Genomic DNA, 16,768 nt, shown 5'->3' with positions numbered 1-16,768 from the left:
ACCTACTGGATTCTAGACCTGTGGAACACGTTCAAGAATAGAACTCCTCCAAGCGTACTAAAAACAAGCGCAAATGGTGCAAAGCCAAGTGTGTTCATGATTTGGCTAAAGAATGACATGCTTGAAAGAGCTGTTGCACCCGCAATCGGGGAGTCCGACTCGAGCTTCACCACAATGAAGAGGGCGGAAAGCCACTGAATTCCAACCGCTGAAAGGTAGTACATTGGGATAGAGACAATTCCTGACAAGAAGCCAACCATCGCAGCCTGTACCTGCCGCGCCTTACTCTCCTTCTCTAAGAATAGAGTGGCGCTGACTGAGGCCCCTCCAAAAATAATCGATGGCAGACAGCAGCACAGGTTTCCAAGCCCAGGTATTTGTTGCTCAATAGGCGTCCTAAACCCTGCAACAAGTCCAGCCAGGACGCCGAAAAGAATTGAGAAAATTACGAATTTTGCAGTGGACACACGCCCCTCCGGGGAAAAGGGCAGCGTCGCGGTCAAAACTCAAAGGCAATTCAACTGCCTAGTCTTTGACCCGGATACTTCAGGCCGCCCAAAATTTATTCTCTACTGAACTCGAAGTTACCGGATCGCCACGAACTAGGCAACAACTTACGCGGTCTTCAGACGAATTGCCTTCGGGTGCATGAAGAATGTCGCAGGGGCCTGACCAGGCGACTCACCATCCAAATCAAGGAAGAGCGTGGAATTCGACTCAGGACGAATCGCCACAGTAGTGGCATTGCGCCTTGAGACGCCTTCAATCCCGAGGTGTTCAGCCTTGTAGATTTTGCGGATCAACGTTGCCGATTCTTTTCTCGGCAAGTCTGAGAAAATCACGACCTGGAACTTCCCATCATCGAGCTGGGCGCCCGGCGCGACCCACATACCACCACCGAAATACTCGCCGTTCGCGATCACCACGTTGAAGAACCGGTCTTGGAGCTCTTCCAGGTCGTCGATCCGAACCGTAAGCGGACGGTTTTGATACTTGAACCACGTCACGCTCGAGGCCAGACCGAAGCTCAGTTTACCGCCCAAGCCCTTCCACATCGAGTTGGTCATTCGGTCTACAAGACCACCAATTCCGCCGCTGGCCACGTTCACAAAGGTTCTGAACTCGAGTGGGCCGCGCTCGCTCACATAGACGCTATGTCCGAGGTCGATCTGCCGAAAATTCGTACCGCCCAAAAGCTTGATGGTTTCGTTCACACCGCCCATGGCACCGACCGTGCGCCGGAAGTCCCCCCCTGTGCCCATCGGTACGAACCCAAACACGGCGTCGGGATTGATTGGTGTGGGAAGATACTTATCCTGGCGGCGGATAAACCCGTCTTCGAGCGTGAAGTTCTCTTTGGTGTCGGTCTTCTCAAAGAACCCGTTTACAACCTCATTGATCGTGCCGTCGCCACCTACCGCAACCACCATTTCCCAACCCGCTTTGAGCGCTTCACGCGCCAATAACGTGGCGTGCCCAGGACCCTCCGTAAAGGCGATGTCCAGGGTCTCGATCTGTGCTCTCAAGAGCCGCTCCACCGGCTCCCATTCGCGCTTTACGGAACCAGCCCCACTCTGGGGATTCGCGATAACGAAGGTACGAAAACTAGGCATCAAAACTCCTCATGACATCAGACGCCACAGGCTTCACAGATGATTTCGAGTAGGTCGCTGGCGGCTTTGTTATCCTTTGCACGCCGAAACGATTTCTTGCAGGTGGCCGAGCCACAAACCACGCGGGTGCCGCCTTCGCGCTCGAGCTGGTCAACTCGCTCACGAGCCGCACGCTCGCTCGCCGCAGGAGCCACCACGTGATAGTGCGCGGGCCCGCCACAACACGGCGCGTCTTCTCGATTGAACTGAAATTCTTGGAAACCATCCAAGACCGCGGCGGCCACGACCCGAGTCTCGTCATAGAGGTTCAAATGGCGACCCACGAAGCACGAATCGTGAAGAAAGACGCCGTCGCCGCTCACCTTCTCCATAACCGGAAGGTCCTCCACAAGATCCGCCAAAAGCTCCAGCATATGCCGAGTTTTCGGACCCTGAGCCCCCTGGCCGAGCGACCCGTCATTGCGTGTCATTGCCACCGAAGCCGCACAGTCGGTGATCAGAAGGTCGGCGGGACCAAGGGCGTCCAGCATATTGGTACGATGCGCGTCGTATTCGCGCTTTGCACCCGCCGCAAGGAGCGGAAATCCGCAGCACGCAAAGCCCTCTCCTTGATCGCGAGTGAAGAGTCGAACTCGATAGCCGAGCAATTTATGCAAGAGTTTACCAACCCTCAAGACCAGCTGTGGGTAATGGTGTCGGGTTTCGCAGTCGGGCATGTATACGGTCCGAGAGCGATAATCGAAAATTTCGTGGACCGACCCAATCTCGGGGAATTCGTCCAGATTTCGCGACTCAGGATGCGGAGAATTAGCTTCCGCAAAGAAGTCCACAAATCCATCCAAGACCTCGGGCACAAAACCCTCATCACGCGCCCATTCCCGCGCCTGTAGCATGGCTTTCGGCACGTCGTTATCGTGTTTGCACCATGTCTCACAACGCTTGCAGAGCATGCAGTGATAAAACGTCTCAGCAACCTCTTCGTTGAGTTCAACCGCGTCATGACGCGCGTTCTCCAAAAGCCGCATCAGGGCCCATGGCGTCACGGTTTCGCGGTTCTCAGCTTCAGCCGCCGGGCACGAAAACCTGCAGAGTTTTGGGCAATACGTACAATACGCAGTGGCGCGATCTGTGGCTGCTCCAAATGTCTTCATACTGCGTCCTGCTCGTGAATTCTCAAGGGCCCATCGCAAGAATGCGTTTCGGGTCGAGTTCGTGCTTTAAATGTTGCGCCCAATGCGGCCAGTGTACAGCCTCATCATTGGCTACAACGTGTGCGTCCAGTACCAAATTGGCAATCGCGCTCGGAAGCTCGGCTCCAACATGCCCTTTGGGGTACGTGACGAACACCGAGCCCCGATGCCGCGTCAAATCCATAATCTGAAGGCTCTCAGCCTCTGGGCCAACTTCGTCGCATACCATAGAGAGATGTTGCAAAGACGTCGTGATCTTGACCGTGCGAGTAGCGCTCGGGCACTCGCGCCTCTCTGGATGATTCGCTTCGAGCTCTGCCCGCACCTGCCGCACTTCCTCGGCACCTCCATCGGCGCGCCCGCCAAGTGACTCGACGAGCGAATCACAAACCTTGAGCACACGCTCCAAGCCGTGGGCGCTGATGCTTAGCGTACCATCCCAATGCGCCCACGAGACGCGTAGCCCGGCATCCAAGAGCTGCCGCCAAATATCGAGCATTTGCTCAGCGTCCACATTTTCGAACCGCCAAAGGCGCGCGTCACTCGGCTTCCAAGCCACAAAACTCGCGTCTACAATCGCCCCGACCAACCCTTCCGAACCCGCATACAACCAACGAAAATCTGGCCCGCTAGCCTTTCGTGGTGCCGCCAAATACTGGTAATCACGCTGCCCCGGACTCACTGAAGTTAGGGCCACCATGAATCCCCGAAGGTCGCCGTCCCAGAGCTCTTTATGGCACGCCTCATGCCGAGCCAAGAGCCCGCCAATCGTCGATGTGCTTGGGTAGAGCCGTGTGCGCTCCATGCTCAAACCGCGTTCCTCCGCGGCGCTCTGTAAGGCCTGCCATCGAATTCCACACTCAACCCGGATGAGCTTGCTCTCACGGTCCACCGAAATCACATCCGCGATATTTTCGGTACGAACCACATCAAACGAGCGCTCCCCAATCACCGACGGTCTCAAGTGCTGGCCATCACCCACTAATAAGAGCGGTGCGTCCTTGGACTCCCTGAAAGCATCTCTTAGCTCACCCGCGTTCTCGGGCCAGTACTCGGCGCGTGGAGTCGGGAGATGTCGTTTTGAGTAGAAAGTCTTTGCAAAGCGTTTTTTAGACTTCATATCGCCCCCGTAATGAACGGCGCGGAATCGCGGTAAACCTTGCCCGGATTCATGATTCCGTCTGGGTCGAACGTGTGTTTGAGCGAGTCGAAGAGCTCTTGGCCGCCCGGATGGTCATGCTTGGTCCACGCCGCCTTCGACATCCCTACACCGTGGTGGTGCGCTATGCTTCCGCCCGCCCGCGCCACCGCATCAAGCGCGGTCTGCCACGTGGTCTGATAACGCTCAAGCGTGTTGTCCAAATCCGAACCAAATCCCGCAAACGTGAAGTAGATCGAGCTACCCTCGGGATAGACGTGACTAAAGTGCGCCATCACCAAAACGTGCGGCGCGAGAGCCCGTCGGACCGACGCGTGCAGGTGGTTGAGGTTTGACCACGTGGTGGAGACCTCCATCGTGTCTACAAATGCGCCCGCATCAAACATCGCCGACTGCTTATAAGAGACGTCCATTCGGTGCTTCAACCAGTGTTTGCCTGGACCTTCGCCAAGGTCTGCGCCGTGGCGCGCCAACAACTCAAACGCAGCATGGGCTTCTTCGCGGGCCAGCGCCTCGCCCTCAAAACCAATGACCAACAAACAATCGCCAGGAAGCACGTCGATCAGAGTATTGATCGCGATGGGTTGCCCCAATACACGCCCCAGCACAGCCTTTGAAACCTGCGAGATACGCCCCTGAATCTCGTTGTCGATATCAAAGGGCAAGACCTCTAGCGCCATCTCCCCGAGCTTCGACGTGAGGATCTTCGCGCGCAGTGAATCCGACCCTTTGCCCGATTTGCGTTTGGCGATCAGAGAGTCAAACGCGTCGTAGAGACGCACCACAGATGGCCTAAGGCCAAGCTGCATCATCTCGCGAATCGCCACAAAGGCGTCTTCGACACTTGGAAACTGAAATCCACGGTAGATGCGCTCGGTCGGACTTGGGCCGATTCGAAGTGTCGCGTCCGTGAGAATGCCTAGAGTACCCTCCGAGCCCACAAACAACTGAGTGGGGTCCGGTCCGCAGTCCGCCACCATATGCCGCGGCCTCGCGCTATACGGATCAGGCGCCGTATCAAAGACCTCGCCCGCGCCCGTAACCGCCCGCATCGAGACCACCATGTCCTCGATTTTACCCCAACGACTCGAGGTTTGACCGGCGCTGCGTGCGGCCAGGTATCCACCGAGTGACGAGCAATAGAGCGAGCTTGGATAGTGACCAAGGGTCAGGCCGTGGCGGTTGAGCTCGCGCTCAAGAATCATCCCGATGACGCCCGTCTGCGCGTGGACCGTCATGTCGGAGCGCCGCGGCGTCGAAATCTTGCGCAGCCGCTTCAAATCCACCACTACGCCGTTGCCATCAGCTACGGCACCCCCGCAAACCCCGCTGCCCGCGCCGTAAGGAACGATAGGCGTGCCCGCGTTTCTGGCCCAATGGATGATGCCCAGTATCTCGTGCTCGTTTTTCGGCTGAACAATTGCGGCGGGTTGATGCCTCTTGAGCTGCCTTCCGCGGGTCAAAATGATGCCGCGAGGCCAACAATCGTTGTTATAGGCGAGTTTGTCGGGGCCCGACGTAAGTACGAATTCACCGCCTACTATCTCGCTGAGATCGCGGACCAGAGTTTTTGGCGGGGCTTCAAATAGAGGTTTTCCCATAAATTGACTCTAGCTCTCTGACACGGTGCGTCACAGAACATTACACCACCGCCTAAGCGCGTGTCGAGAGCCACTCCACTAGCCGCTTAAATCCCTCGTCCGGTTGCATAACCGGTGAGTAGCCAAAGTCCCGTTTGGCGGGCCCCATATCGTACCAATGGCTCGTCGCGAGCTGCTGAGCCACAAACCGAGTCATGCGTGGCTCCGACTTCAGCCCGAACGTCCGATGCACAAATTCGAGCATGCTCCCGGCTGTGTAGGCGGCCTTGGGGGAGACATGCTTCGTAATCGGGGGAACGTCCAGCTCCTTGAGCAAGCTGTTGATCCAATCCCAGAGCACAACGGGCGCATCATCACTGATGAAGTAGGCTTTGCCCGCCGGCCCGTCGGAATCCTCAAGTCTGTCCAAGGCCTGAACATGCGCTACGGCGGCGTTGTCTACGTATGTGAGGTCCACTCGGTTCTTGCCTTCGCCAACAATCTTGAGTCTGCCTTGCCTAGCGGCGTCCACCACGCGCGGAATCAGATGCGGGTCACGAGGCCCCCAGATCAAATGTGGCCGCAACGCCGTGACTTTCAAACTTTCATCATTCGCCGCAAGAGCGAGGGCCTCAGCCTGAGCTTTAGTCTCAGGATAATAGGCGAGAAACCGCTCAGGGTAGGGCAGATCGTTGGAGCTCCCTTCGGCGTCAGAACCGTCGAAAGTCACACTCGGCGAGCTCGTAAATACAAGTTTGTTGACGCCCATCAGTTTACACGCCTCGACCACGTTCTCAGTAGCCTTCACGTTGCTCGCCACGTAGTCGTCATACGTTCCCCAAACGCCCGCTTTTGCTGCCGTATGGATGACCGCATCCTGACCCTCAACGGCCCCCGCACAGGCCTTTGCATCAGCAAGATCGCCACGAAACGTCATAGCCCCTAACGCACGAAGTTCCGGATAATCGCCGCGTGCAATGATGCTCACATCATCGCCGCGCTCGACGAGCTGCTCCACGATCGCGCGCCCCAAAAACCCACCGCCACCAGTGACCAAAACCTTCATCGGCTACCTCGGCCAAGTATCAGACCAGAAAAAAACGCACCCAGCTCACGCGCCTTTTCCGCACTCATCATCGGAATATGAACGAATACGGCATCAAACCCCTGTACTCCGCGACCAAGCCTCAACGCATGGAAATAGAGCGCATTGCACACATAATCTCCGGCATCACGCGACACGCGCGCTTCCAACCCTGGGCTGGCCTCATTCCAGGCATCTCTCCAATCGAAGACCGGCAGGCCAGTCTCAAGAGCACAAGGGGCCCCTTCAACCAGATAACCCCGCTCGAATGCATTATGCGCAAATCGCTCAAACTCGATCTTGTCTCGAGCTGCGGCCAAACCGAAGGAGATCAACATTGTGTTCGGCCCCACAAACTCTTGGGCATCTTTAAGCGCGTCCTCAAACGTGACCTTGAGCAGGTGCGCTTCCACACCCTCAAAGCCGGCGTCAGGCGCTACCTCCTCCACGAACCCCTTAGCAGCCTCCCAGGATGGGTTGAACGTGTGTTCCCCAAAAGCCTCGAAGCCAGTGACGACCAGTTTCAATAGCCCAGCCCTTCACCGCATGAGCAAGCAGGATCCCAACCATCCAAATACGTGGCGAAGTCAGTGCCTTCATGGTCATCACGTGCACCACCCGGACATACGCAGACGTCACGTTGAGCACAATCGAGCCCCGCATGCTCCGGTGGAAGGCTCATGCCCATGAACTCAGCCTTATCCCAGCTATCGCTCATGTTATCGGACGTCCCGTCACAATCATCGTCAAGGCCGTTGCAGATCTCAGGCATTTTGCCCGACGTTGGATCGCAAACATCGGTGGAGCCCACGCAGATATAGACGCCTTGCGAGCACCGCATGCGGTCAAGCTGCGAAGGGGTATAGGCTCCATTCTCGTAGTCGTAGGTGCATGGTTGGCCGACGAGCGTGCAAGCACACGCAATCTCGGTGGTGACCTTCGTGATCTGACTTGTCTGAATGTCTTCGCAGAGGCGGTCCGAAAGCTTCACGAAACGCCTGGAGGCCCCCGTAAACTCCCATCCCTCATCCTCGTACTCATCGGCCGCAGTCTCACTCATTCCCCGCGATTCGAGCTCGTCCGGTAAGGTGTCTCCAGACCCAACAGGCGGAATTGGAATCTCGGCACCAAAGACCGAATGGAAGATTTTTACCTCAGTAGCATCAGGGTCTGCGTCGGCCTCAGGGTTTGGATACCCCGGCGGAATATCTAGCTCAAAGATGCAGCTCGAACCGGTCACGATCGAGAGGAGTTCATCCTTAATGTCTGAGCCGTTTGCCTCGATACTCCCCGTGCAACTCAAACCTCCTCCAACAGCGTTCACGCAGTCGTTGGATCCGCAGCCGCTCGTGGTCGTGCTTGAGAACAAAGTGCTTACGTCAACGTTGCAGATATCAACCTGGTCAGCTGGGTCACAAGGAGCAGACGCGCCCTGACAACAATGGCCTGTGCCGCCGGCAGCAGCGAAGGCCGAGTTGATGTTCTCATTACTGCCAGCTCCAAATCCAACCACGTAGGTGGTCACTTGCGGGTTATTGGTCCGTCGGTTTGCATCACAGAGAAAGTCTACGGTATTTCGAGCCTGGTTGCTCGCGGCAGTTGAGCCGTTGTCGCTTGGTTCACCGTCAGAAATCAAAATGGCGATATTCGGGCGGCTCGAATCGCGCAACTCGTTGGTGTCGCGAATATACCGTGCGGCCTCTCCCGTGGGCGTTCGACCGTTGGGACCGTTGTTAGCCAACCATGTGATGACATCGGGTGCACTATCCTCACCTACGGTTTCCGCGCTGTAGGCAAAGGGAGCATTGCTGCCGCCTGGGAAGTACGCGAGCCCAAGCCTCACATCGTCGCAATTTCCCGGACAAGCCCCGGGATCGTAGATACTGTTAGCCACATCTCCGATAGCAAACCGCGCAACCTCGTATTTGGTCTCTTCATCGGAGTCGCCCAAGATATCCTCGCCGCTATCTTGGTTCATCGAGCCTGACATATCCAGCATCATCAAGACGTTCGGAGCCGTGGGGCCAATCGCGTGCTCGGTGGGAGGATAACAAGAGAATACGTACTGGGCTGAAGCCTGTGCACTCAAGGACATCGCCGCTGCGACTATTGCAAATTGAAGCGTTTTCATTGGATGTCCACCGTAAATGAGTAATCACCATTCGAAGGCGTCGACGTATCGATCACGAAGAAATAATCTCCGTCCTCGGCCACCGTCCACGTCAACACATCGCCCAGGTCGTTTCGCCCAACACACGTTGGCGCCGCCGCATCACACGTGCTCAGCACTGCAATCACCTGGTCTTGGGCATCGGACGACGCATCCACGGTCACAACCTGGCCGGCAGTGAGTCCCGGCACCCTGAGTACCAAGTCCTGTCCGGTCGAGCGGAATCCCGAATTACCAGTAGTTCCGCAGGACACTTCACCCTCGAAGTTAAAGACCGATTCCAATGCGGTGACATTCCCGGCATAAGTGCCAGGCGCCGTCACCTCAATCGCGCTATCGCACGTATCGCCCAAACAGGCGCCTTCTTCACAACCCGCCGGACAATTCAAGGTTACAACACCGCTCGCGCGGCATTCCTCAATATGGCCTTCTGCGCAGGTGCGGCTGCCAAATGGTGCGCACTCAGATTCCGTAAAGCTGAGCTCGATCTCAAACGCACCCTTATCAAAGCCGACTTCTGGCTCAACCACGAGGAAGTACTCCTGCCCGGCGACCACCGGGAACGTAATGCGCTCAGAGGTGTTACACGTGGCTACGTCAGCTGCGCTTTCGCATCCTCCGCGTCGAACCTCCATCAACCAGTTGACCGCTGCGTCCGTGGTCAACTCCATGGTCGCCGTTCCGCTTCCTTCTGCCGTAAACGAAAACGCGTTTTCAGCACCGTTGAACGCGCCGGCCATGCCGCACGTGGTGCTCAACGTATCCACGAATCCGGTCGTGTCACCATTCAACGTGTGCGTCTGGTCCATCGAAAGCTCGCCGAGTTCGTTGACCTCATCACACGCAAGCTTTGATGCTTCAGGAACACAATCCCCTCGAACACACTTCTCACCCGCCTCGCAGGTCACCGTGTCACACTCTGCGCCCGGATTATTCGTAGGGCCCTGATCATCCTCGGGCTGGTCCACATCCATATCCGCCACGTTATTAGGGTCGGGCATGTCCTGGTTCATGTCGTTAGTTGGCGGGACGAAAGGGGGAGGGGTTGACGATTTGTCGTCCCCGCAACCCAACGCGAGCGCCAGAATGGGAATGAGCAGCCTGAGCATACTGGTCCTGTGTCAATATTCTGTCTCTATTCAACTCGAAACCCAACCTCGGGTCAAGTACTCCCCGATCAATACCGTTGATTCGAAAGCAAGCTTAGGGTTAAAAGGCTCGGCGAAATTCCGAATTTGGAGAAAAACATGAAAGTTGCAGTGATGGGTACGGGATACGTTGGACTTGTAACAGGCGCTTGCCTTGCCGATGCCGGAAACCACGTAATCTGCGTAGACGTGGATGAGCGCAAAGTCCAAATGCTCCGCGAAGGCCATATTCCGATCTACGAAGAAGGCCTCGAGCCTATCGTGCAAAGAAACGTCCAGGCGAACCGCCTCGAGTTCACTACCGAATCGGCCGAAGCTATCCAAAATTCGGATATCATCTTCATCGCGGTGGGCACGCCTTCTGATCACGACGGCTCCGCAGACCTCAAGTACGTGCTTCAGGTGGCTGCGACCATCGCCGACAATCTCAACTCCGAGAAAATCGTGATCTGCAAGAGCACCGTGCCCGTTGGAACGTGCGACCTCGTTCGCGAGACCATCGCAAAGCGCACGGACACGCCATTTCACGTGATCTCGAACCCTGAATTCCTCAAGGAAGGCTCCGCCGTCCAGGACTTTCAGTCTCCAGACCGCGTCATCATCGGTTCCTCAGACTCCAATGCCGCTGAAACCGTAGGCGAGCTCTACAAGCCGTTCATGCGCAGACGTGACCGAATCGTCTACATGGATGTCCGCAGCGCCGAGATGACCAAGTATGCGTCCAACGCCATGCTCGCCACCAAGATTTCGTTCATGAACGAGATCGCAAACCTTTGCGACCGCGTGGGTGCCGACGTCGAGAAAGTCCGTGCGGGCATGTCTCTCGACGAGCGAATCGGCCCGCACTTCATCTTCCCAGGCGTGGGCTATGGTGGCTCGTGCTTCCCTAAGGACGTGCGTGCTCTCTCGAGACTCGGCGCAGAAAACGACTTCTTGACCGCGCTTTTGAATTCCGTGGAAGACGTCAACAATCGCCAGAAACTCAGACTCGTGCACGACCTCAAAGAGCACCTCGGGTCACTCAAAGGTAAGACAATCGCGGTTTGGGGCCTCTCGTTTAAGCCTAAAACCGATGACGTGCGCGAAGCACCCGCGCTCGTCGGAATTGAGCGCCTCGTCTCCGAAGGCGCAACCGTGCGAGCAACCGACCCAGTAGCACTCGAAAACGCACAAGAAGAGCTCGCTCACCTCGGTGATAAAGTGAGCTTCTACAAGGACGAATACGAGACTATCAAAGGCGCAGACGCCCTTTTGATCTTTACCGAGTGGAATCAATTCCGCAGCCCAGACTTCAAAAAAATGAAGGAAATCATGGCCGCTCCCGTCATATTCGATGGACGTAACCTCTACTCCACCGCAAAAATGCGTGAGTACGGGTTCCATTATGACAGCATCGGCAGGCCGACGGTTTGAAACACCTTGTACTCATCCTCATCTTCCTCTCTCCCTCCCTAAGTTTGGCGCAGGAGCCTAAACCTCCCGAAGTCAAACAAGGTGGGGAGGTTGCGGCAGATGTCGGGGTGGGACAAATCGACGAAGACTGGTTTGTAACCACGCGGGTGACTTTCGGCTTTCAGCTGCCTGTCCCCCGCGTAGATTGTACACCTGCTGAGTGTATGACCGCCCTCAAATTCGGGGTCCAAGTGCCACTCAGGTGGCGAGTCGTGGACAACGCTCCCGAAGACGAGGGCACGCTTCGAGACGAAGATTGGGATGAAACCGCCGATTACTTCAAGATCTTGAGGTTCGTAGAGTACGGCGCCCCAAACGAGCCTCTCCATGCGCGCGTCGGAGAGCTCGGCCCCGTGACCGTGGGCCATGGAACCCTGGTCAACGGGTACCTCAATGTGATTACACCGGATGCGTTTCGCTGGGGCATTCACTCCAACGTCAATACGGTCTACGGCGGTGCGCAATTCATGCTCAATGATGTGGTGGACCCGAACATCTGGGCCACCCGTATCTATGCCCGCCCGTGGGGCTTCATCGACCAAGAATCATTCTGGCACCGACTCGCCGTGGGCTTTACCGTGGCGGCCGATGCCTCGGCTCCGCTTGAGCTGCGACGCGACATCAACGGTGAGATTGTGGTCGAGCCGGGCGTTGCGCCCGAAGTCTCGGACCAAACATGGACCACCTTCACCGGCATCGACGTTGAGCTAAGTCTCCTCAACACCGAGCTCATCCGGCTCACTCCTTACACCGACTTTAACGTGCATTGGGGTCAGAGCCCCGGATACCACCTCGGTGTGCTCGCTTCTATCTCTCCGCTTGAGACCTTGCGCGTTGATTCAAGACTCGAGTTCCGATGGCTCGGCGAGAACTATATCGCAGACTATTTTGGCGCCCTTTATGAGGTGGAACGCTACCAGTTCAGCGGTTGGGGCTCGCCATTGCCCGCACCCAAGCTACGCGTTGCCGCCAATCGCGACCAAGGCAGCGTGCTCGGCCTCTACGGCGACCTCGGCTTTACCTTCTTCGATTTCATCCGGGTGTGGGGCTCTTATGCCGATTACGAAGGACCAGATAACGGCTCGCTAAGACTGCGCTTGGACCTCTCCCGGGTTGGCCCCGTTCAGCTAGGCGCCTTCTACGCCAAAGACGGAATGGACTCGCCGCTCGATATCGCCGACTTGGACCAAGCTCTTCTTGTGGCTGAGGCCCGCTACTACGTCTTCGGACCCGCCTACGTACGTGCCGATTACACCCGCACCTGGCGCCTCGTGGACGACGGCTCCTACGATTCCATCGACACCTGGAATATCGGTGGCGGGGTTGCCTTTCAGTTCTAGGGAACGTGGCGACTTGACAAAACGGCGAGTCTAACGCTCTATGTTGGGCTTCTTACGCCGACTTACCTAAGATTTCGCGCGAGTCTACGACATGAAACGACTGCCTCTACTACTCCTCTTCGCCGCCCTTTGGCTCAGCGCCTGTGATGGTTGCAAATCCAAAGAGGAGAAAATCCCAGAAACACCTGAAGCCCGCATCACTGCTATTGCTTCGACGCTTCCGCAAAATGCCGAAGCCGCCATGTTCATGGGGGATTTGAAGGGAACCCGTGAAGCGCTCAACTTGGTCAAAAACAAGTTGCCAGACACCACCGTTGTGGATGGCTATGCGAAGCAGTTCCAGTCGCAGTTTGGGATTGACCCACTCGACCGTGAAAGTTGGGTTCAGGCAGGTATCGCGCCGGATTCCTCCGTCATGGTCGGCGCCTACAGAAGCCGCGTGCTCTTCTTTACCTACGTCGAGAACAAGCAGCAATTTGAGCGCATCTTGACCGAGAAGGCTAAGAACGCTTTCCAAATTCAGGCCGTGACCAAGAACCAGTCCATCGGCGGCCACCAGATGAAGGTGCTTTCCGACGACCCGGGTCTCCAAATCGCGTGGCTCTACAAAGGAAAGCTCGCCATGGTGGTCCTCCCTGCGACCAGCACCGAGGGCGCGCTCAACGATGGCTCTGCCTCACTCATTCTGGCTGAGCTCGCGAGTGTCAAAGAAGAGGAATCTCTCGCCAAGACCACCGCATTCAAAGGTTATCATGACCGGTTTGCCTCCTCACATCCGCTCTCCGCATTCGTAAACCCAAGTGTTTATGCCGACGACCCAGAAGTACTCAAAGCCGCAGAAGAGGATCCGAACGCCAAGGCTGGAATCGCCTGGGCCAAGGAGAACTTGATTTGGGCAGGCCTCGGTCTCAAGGCATCCGATAAGGCCGTTGAGCTCGATGGTGGGCTTGGACTTAAGCCCGAGCTCGCCGAGGCGGCAAAGGCTGCTGCCAAAGCTGGTGCAAAGATCGACTGGACAGGGTTCGCAACCGAGAACGTTTTGCTCGGGCTTCGTGTGGCTGTGGATTGGCCAAAACTCTGGCAAACCGCACAGGCCTCTATGCCTGATGACCAGCGCCGCGCTATGCTCCGCGACCTCAAAGAAGCAGGCAACGGCATTAACCTCGACATCGAGGAAGACCTGATCAAAAGGCTCACTGGGAACGTCGGTCTCTTCTTTTATGGCATCGGAAGTACAAATGGCATGGCCGGCATGAACCCCGAGGCGCTGATCCGCTCCGCAGGTATCATGGTCGTTATCCAGATGGAGTCCGAAGAAGCCGTCAACAACGCGATCACCAAAGTCATGAGCCCACTCGCCATGATGGCCACGCTGCGAAGCGCCGTGGTGAACGACGAGCCTGTCGAAGGCTGGAGAGTGCTTGAATTTAAAACTCAAGAGATTCCAGGACGCCTCTTCATCAACAAAGACAAGATCATCCTCGCCTCTCACGCGTTTGCCGAGAAATCGGTCATCGAGTACGGCAACAATCAACGCGACGAAGCGCGTCTGAAGGATTCTTCTAAGTTCGATAAAGGTAAGGCATTTGGCGCCGACGAGCCCTTTAATGGTCTCTATCTCAACGGCACGCGCGCCCGAAATAACCTCGGTGGACTGCTCATGCTCTTCAAGCCCGCGCAGATTCTCAACTCCATTGAGGAAGCATCCTTGAACTTCGGAGTGGATGATAAAGGCGGCTTCATGAAGTTCGTGGTCGACCTCGAGCAGACGGCAGAAGCCGCGCCTGCGGCGGACCCGAAAGAGGCGCCAAAGGCCGATGATACCAAAGCACCCGGGACTCCTTAACCCGGCATGATCTCTACGCAGAATCTCCAGAAAAAATACGGACCTGATACCGTGCTCGACCAGGTTTCGATTCAAATCGAATCCGGCGAGTTCGTCGCGGTTGTGGGGGCGTCTGGGTCTGGCAAGACCACCTTCTTGAATGTTGTCGGTGGGCTAGACCGCACGTATGAGGGTCAGATCACGGTCAACGACCAGAAGCTCGAAGGGCTCTCGGACAAGGCGCTCGCCCAAAAACGCAATCGCGAGTTGGGGTTTGTGTTCCAACAATTCAACTTGCTCGACCATCTAAGCGTCTTGGAAAATGTGATGCTCCCAGCGTTCTTCGCCGCTGAGTCTATTCCGCAATCGCGTGGGTTGGAACTCCTGGATCAGGTGGGGCTCAAAGACAAGGCGCAGGATAGGCCGCCACAGCTCTCAGGCGGGCAAAAACAGCGCGTCGCCATTGCCCGCGCATTGCTTTCAAGTCCGTCAATCCTGCTCTGCGACGAGCCAACTGGAAGCCTCGACAAGGAGACCGGCCTGCAGATCATGAGTATCTTCCAAGAACTCAACGAATCCGGAATGACTGTGCTTCTGGTGACCCACGAAGAACACGTGGCCAAACTCGCCAGAAGAACCATTCGATTCGAGGCCGGCAAGGTGATTTCCGACTCAGGGACGGCACCATGAAAACCAGCCGACTCATAGAGCTCGTGCGACAATCCGTACGTCGAAACCGTCTCGATTTTGTGCTCTCCAGCATTGGAATCGCAATCGGTATCGGAACGCTGATCTTCTTCACCGCACTTGGTGTCGGGGTGCGAACGACCGTGCTCGAGAAGATCTTTGTCATCACCCAGATCGAGGTCGTCAAACCTTCGTTTGACGTCGGAGGGTTTCAAACCGAAGGCCTCTTCGGTGGTAAAAAGCTCAATGACCGCCTCGTGACTCAACTCCAGCGAATTCCTGGCGTCGCAGGCGTTTACCCCCGCATGCGCCTGACCTTTCCGTCGAGCGTCCGAGGCGGCAAAGAGATACTCGGCAAGGATATGGTCACCGAGCTCATCGCCGACGGTATCCCTGCCGAACTCGTCACACTCGAAGAAGGTGCCGACCACGAGTTCAAAGACTGGGAAGCCATCTCATGCGAGGCCGATAGCGCCTGCCCTCAGAGCTATTCGTGTGTTGAAGGGACGTGCCAGGGCAATACGTGTGATTCAGACGCCGAATGCGAGGGCGGCACCTATTGTGAGGCCAGCGCCAAAATCTGCGCCATGCCTATCCCCGTCATCATTTCGCCTTCCTTGCTCGAGATCTATAACGGGTCCATTCAAACTGCGATGGGTGGCGCACGAGGCGCACTCTCCAAACTACCAAAACTCTCGGAGTCAGCGCTCATCGGCTTTCAAATGGAGGGCGTGTTTGGCCGAAGTTTCCTCGGGAGCTCCAAAAGCGCAAAGCTCAATACGCGAAAAATGAGACTCGTCGGGTTCTCGGATAAGGCGCTCGGGCTCGGAGTCACTATGCCTCTTGGCTATGTAGAGCGCCTCAATGCCGAAATCGGGGGCGAAGAAAGCAGCCAAGAATTTCACTCGATTTTGGTCGAGGCGACCTCCAACGACGAAGTCGCCAACATCGCGCTCGAAGTCACCGAAGGTCTGGGCTACGCGCTCTCTTCCAAGTACCAAAACGCTGAGCGTGCAGGCCTCCTGATTTTGCTCATCACCCTGATTTTTAACCTCGTGAGCTTCATCTTTTTGGCCATCGCAGCCATCAACATCATGCATACCTTCATGATGATAATTCTCGAGAGAAAGCGAGAACTCGCTTTGATGAGAGCCGTGGGCGCTACCCGCGCTTCAATTCGCGGATTGGTCCTTGGCGAAGCGATACTCCTTGGTTTTGCTGGCGCACTCGCGGGCATTGTCCTTAGCCTCTCGGTATCAGCGTTTGTAGACTACGCGCTTGGAGCATGGGTCCGACCGTTCCCGTACAAGCCGGAGTCCCTCTTTGTCTATGAGTGGTGGATGTTCGCACTCGCGCTCGCCGTCTCGCTCTTTTTCTGCGCGCTGGGCGCTCTTTTGCCAGCTATCCGAGCCAGTCGGATAGAGCCTGCACAGGCGCTCGCTGGCCATTAGTCGCCCAAGTAGCGAGTGGTGCTTGTCGCCCGCGCCCCTTGCGACTATAAGACGTCGTCTTCTTAATTG

Annotated in this window: 14 protein-coding genes; 5 read left to right on the top strand and 9 right to left on the bottom strand. The window is 56.5% G+C overall.

What is annotated here, in order from left to right; genetic code table 11:
• Nucleotides 1–2 precede the first annotated feature (2 nt).
• The 9 genes from FRD01_RS11250 to FRD01_RS11210 all read right to left on the bottom strand — a co-directional run bounded on the left by FRD01_RS11250 (nucleotide 3) and on the right by FRD01_RS11210 (nucleotide 9,905).
• On the bottom strand, nucleotides 3–467 hold the full coding sequence (locus FRD01_RS11250; protein WP_146959654.1) for a hypothetical protein: 465 nt from the start codon (nucleotides 465–467) through the stop codon (nucleotides 3–5).
• Between the two features lie 147 nt (nucleotides 468–614).
• The gene (locus FRD01_RS11245) at nucleotides 615–1,613 is read right to left on the bottom strand and encodes a diacylglycerol/lipid kinase family protein (protein ID WP_146959652.1); all 999 of its coding nucleotides are present in this window, start codon (nucleotides 1,611–1,613) and stop codon (nucleotides 615–617) included.
• Between the two features lie 17 nt (nucleotides 1,614–1,630).
• Nucleotides 1,631–2,764 (bottom strand): (Fe-S)-binding protein, encoded by a 1,134-nt coding sequence (locus FRD01_RS11240; RefSeq protein ID WP_146959650.1) that lies wholly within the window; start codon nucleotides 2,762–2,764, stop codon nucleotides 1,631–1,633.
• A 22-nt stretch (nucleotides 2,765–2,786) separates the two neighbouring features.
• A complete protein-coding gene (locus tag FRD01_RS11235; RefSeq protein ID WP_146959648.1) occupies nucleotides 2,787–3,923 on the bottom strand; it encodes an FAD-binding oxidoreductase in 1,137 nt (378 codons plus the stop codon).
• Nucleotides 3,920–5,563, bottom strand: coding sequence for an FAD-binding oxidoreductase (locus FRD01_RS11230; protein ID WP_146959647.1), 1,644 nt, complete (start codon nucleotides 5,561–5,563; stop codon nucleotides 3,920–3,922). Before FRD01_RS11230 ends, FRD01_RS11235 begins: the two co-directional genes overlap by 4 nt.
• Nucleotides 5,564–5,615: 52 nt before the next feature.
• Nucleotides 5,616–6,608: an NAD-dependent epimerase/dehydratase family protein gene (locus FRD01_RS11225; protein ID WP_146959645.1), complete on the bottom strand. Its 993-nt coding sequence runs from the start codon at nucleotides 6,606–6,608 to the stop codon at nucleotides 5,616–5,618.
• A complete protein-coding gene (locus FRD01_RS11220) occupies nucleotides 6,605–7,153 on the bottom strand; it encodes a pyroglutamyl-peptidase I (protein ID WP_146959643.1) in 549 nt (182 codons plus the stop codon). The genes FRD01_RS11225 and FRD01_RS11220 overlap by 4 nt, the downstream gene beginning before the upstream one ends.
• Nucleotides 7,150–8,757: a vWA domain-containing protein gene (locus FRD01_RS11215; protein ID WP_146959641.1), complete on the bottom strand. Its 1,608-nt coding sequence runs from the start codon at nucleotides 8,755–8,757 to the stop codon at nucleotides 7,150–7,152. The genes FRD01_RS11220 and FRD01_RS11215 overlap by 4 nt, the downstream gene beginning before the upstream one ends.
• Nucleotides 8,754–9,905 (bottom strand): hypothetical protein, encoded by a 1,152-nt coding sequence (locus FRD01_RS11210; RefSeq protein ID WP_146959640.1) that lies wholly within the window; start codon nucleotides 9,903–9,905, stop codon nucleotides 8,754–8,756. Before FRD01_RS11210 ends, FRD01_RS11215 begins: the two co-directional genes overlap by 4 nt.
• Before the next feature lie 138 nt (nucleotides 9,906–10,043).
• Between FRD01_RS11210 and FRD01_RS11205 the strand changes: the two genes are divergently transcribed.
• The 5 genes from FRD01_RS11205 (at nucleotide 10,044) to FRD01_RS11185 (ending at nucleotide 16,699) form a co-directional block, all read left to right on the top strand.
• A complete protein-coding gene (locus FRD01_RS11205; protein ID WP_146959638.1) occupies nucleotides 10,044–11,357 on the top strand; it encodes a UDP-glucose dehydrogenase family protein in 1,314 nt (437 codons plus the stop codon).
• Complete coding sequence (locus FRD01_RS11200; protein WP_146959636.1) at nucleotides 11,354–12,736, top strand: hypothetical protein; 1,383 nt, start codon at nucleotides 11,354–11,356, stop codon at nucleotides 12,734–12,736. Before FRD01_RS11205 ends, FRD01_RS11200 begins: the two co-directional genes overlap by 4 nt.
• Nucleotides 12,737–12,827: 91 nt before the next feature.
• Nucleotides 12,828–14,582, top strand: a complete 1,755-nt coding sequence (locus tag FRD01_RS11195) for a hypothetical protein (protein ID WP_146959634.1) — start codon at nucleotides 12,828–12,830, stop codon at nucleotides 14,580–14,582.
• A gap of 6 nt (nucleotides 14,583–14,588) precedes the next feature.
• The gene (locus FRD01_RS11190; protein WP_146959633.1) at nucleotides 14,589–15,251 is read left to right on the top strand and encodes an ABC transporter ATP-binding protein; all 663 of its coding nucleotides are present in this window, start codon (nucleotides 14,589–14,591) and stop codon (nucleotides 15,249–15,251) included.
• Nucleotides 15,248–16,699: an FtsX-like permease family protein gene (locus tag FRD01_RS11185; protein WP_146959631.1), complete on the top strand. Its 1,452-nt coding sequence runs from the start codon at nucleotides 15,248–15,250 to the stop codon at nucleotides 16,697–16,699. Before FRD01_RS11190 ends, FRD01_RS11185 begins: the two co-directional genes overlap by 4 nt.
• The last annotated feature ends 69 nt before the right edge of the window (nucleotides 16,700–16,768 follow it).

The sequence above is a fragment of the Microvenator marinus genome (assembly GCF_007993755.1).
Taxonomy (GTDB): Bacteria; Myxococcota_A; Bradymonadia; order Bradymonadales; family Bradymonadaceae; genus Allomicrovenator; species Allomicrovenator marinus.
This window is presented reverse-complemented; position numbering and strand designations above follow the sequence as displayed.

Excerpts from the sequence above, each read along its gene's own strand:
- FRD01_RS11235 (WP_146959648.1), bottom strand. The coding sequence starts at position 3,923 with ATGAAGTCTAAAAAACGCTTTGCAAAGACTTTCTACTCAAAACGACAT.
- FRD01_RS11190 (WP_146959633.1), top strand. The coding sequence starts at position 14,589 with ATGATCTCTACGCAGAATCTCCAGAAAAAATACGGACCTGATACCGTG.
- FRD01_RS11210 (WP_146959640.1), bottom strand. The coding sequence starts at position 9,905 with ATGCTCAGGCTGCTCATTCCCATTCTGGCGCTCGCGTTGGGTTGCGGG.
- FRD01_RS11230 (WP_146959647.1), bottom strand. The coding sequence starts at position 5,563 with ATGGGAAAACCTCTATTTGAAGCCCCGCCAAAAACTCTGGTCCGCGAT.
- FRD01_RS11185 (WP_146959631.1), top strand. The coding sequence starts at position 15,248 with ATGAAAACCAGCCGACTCATAGAGCTCGTGCGACAATCCGTACGTCGA.
- FRD01_RS11245 (WP_146959652.1), bottom strand. The coding sequence starts at position 1,613 with ATGCCTAGTTTTCGTACCTTCGTTATCGCGAATCCCCAGAGTGGGGCT.
- FRD01_RS11195 (WP_146959634.1), top strand. The coding sequence starts at position 12,828 with ATGAAACGACTGCCTCTACTACTCCTCTTCGCCGCCCTTTGGCTCAGC.
- FRD01_RS11225 (WP_146959645.1), bottom strand. The coding sequence starts at position 6,608 with ATGAAGGTTTTGGTCACTGGTGGCGGTGGGTTTTTGGGGCGCGCGATC.
- FRD01_RS11240 (WP_146959650.1), bottom strand. The coding sequence starts at position 2,764 with ATGAAGACATTTGGAGCAGCCACAGATCGCGCCACTGCGTATTGTACG.
- FRD01_RS11205 (WP_146959638.1), top strand. The coding sequence starts at position 10,044 with ATGAAAGTTGCAGTGATGGGTACGGGATACGTTGGACTTGTAACAGGC.
- FRD01_RS11215 (WP_146959641.1), bottom strand. The coding sequence starts at position 8,757 with ATGAAAACGCTTCAATTTGCAATAGTCGCAGCGGCGATGTCCTTGAGT.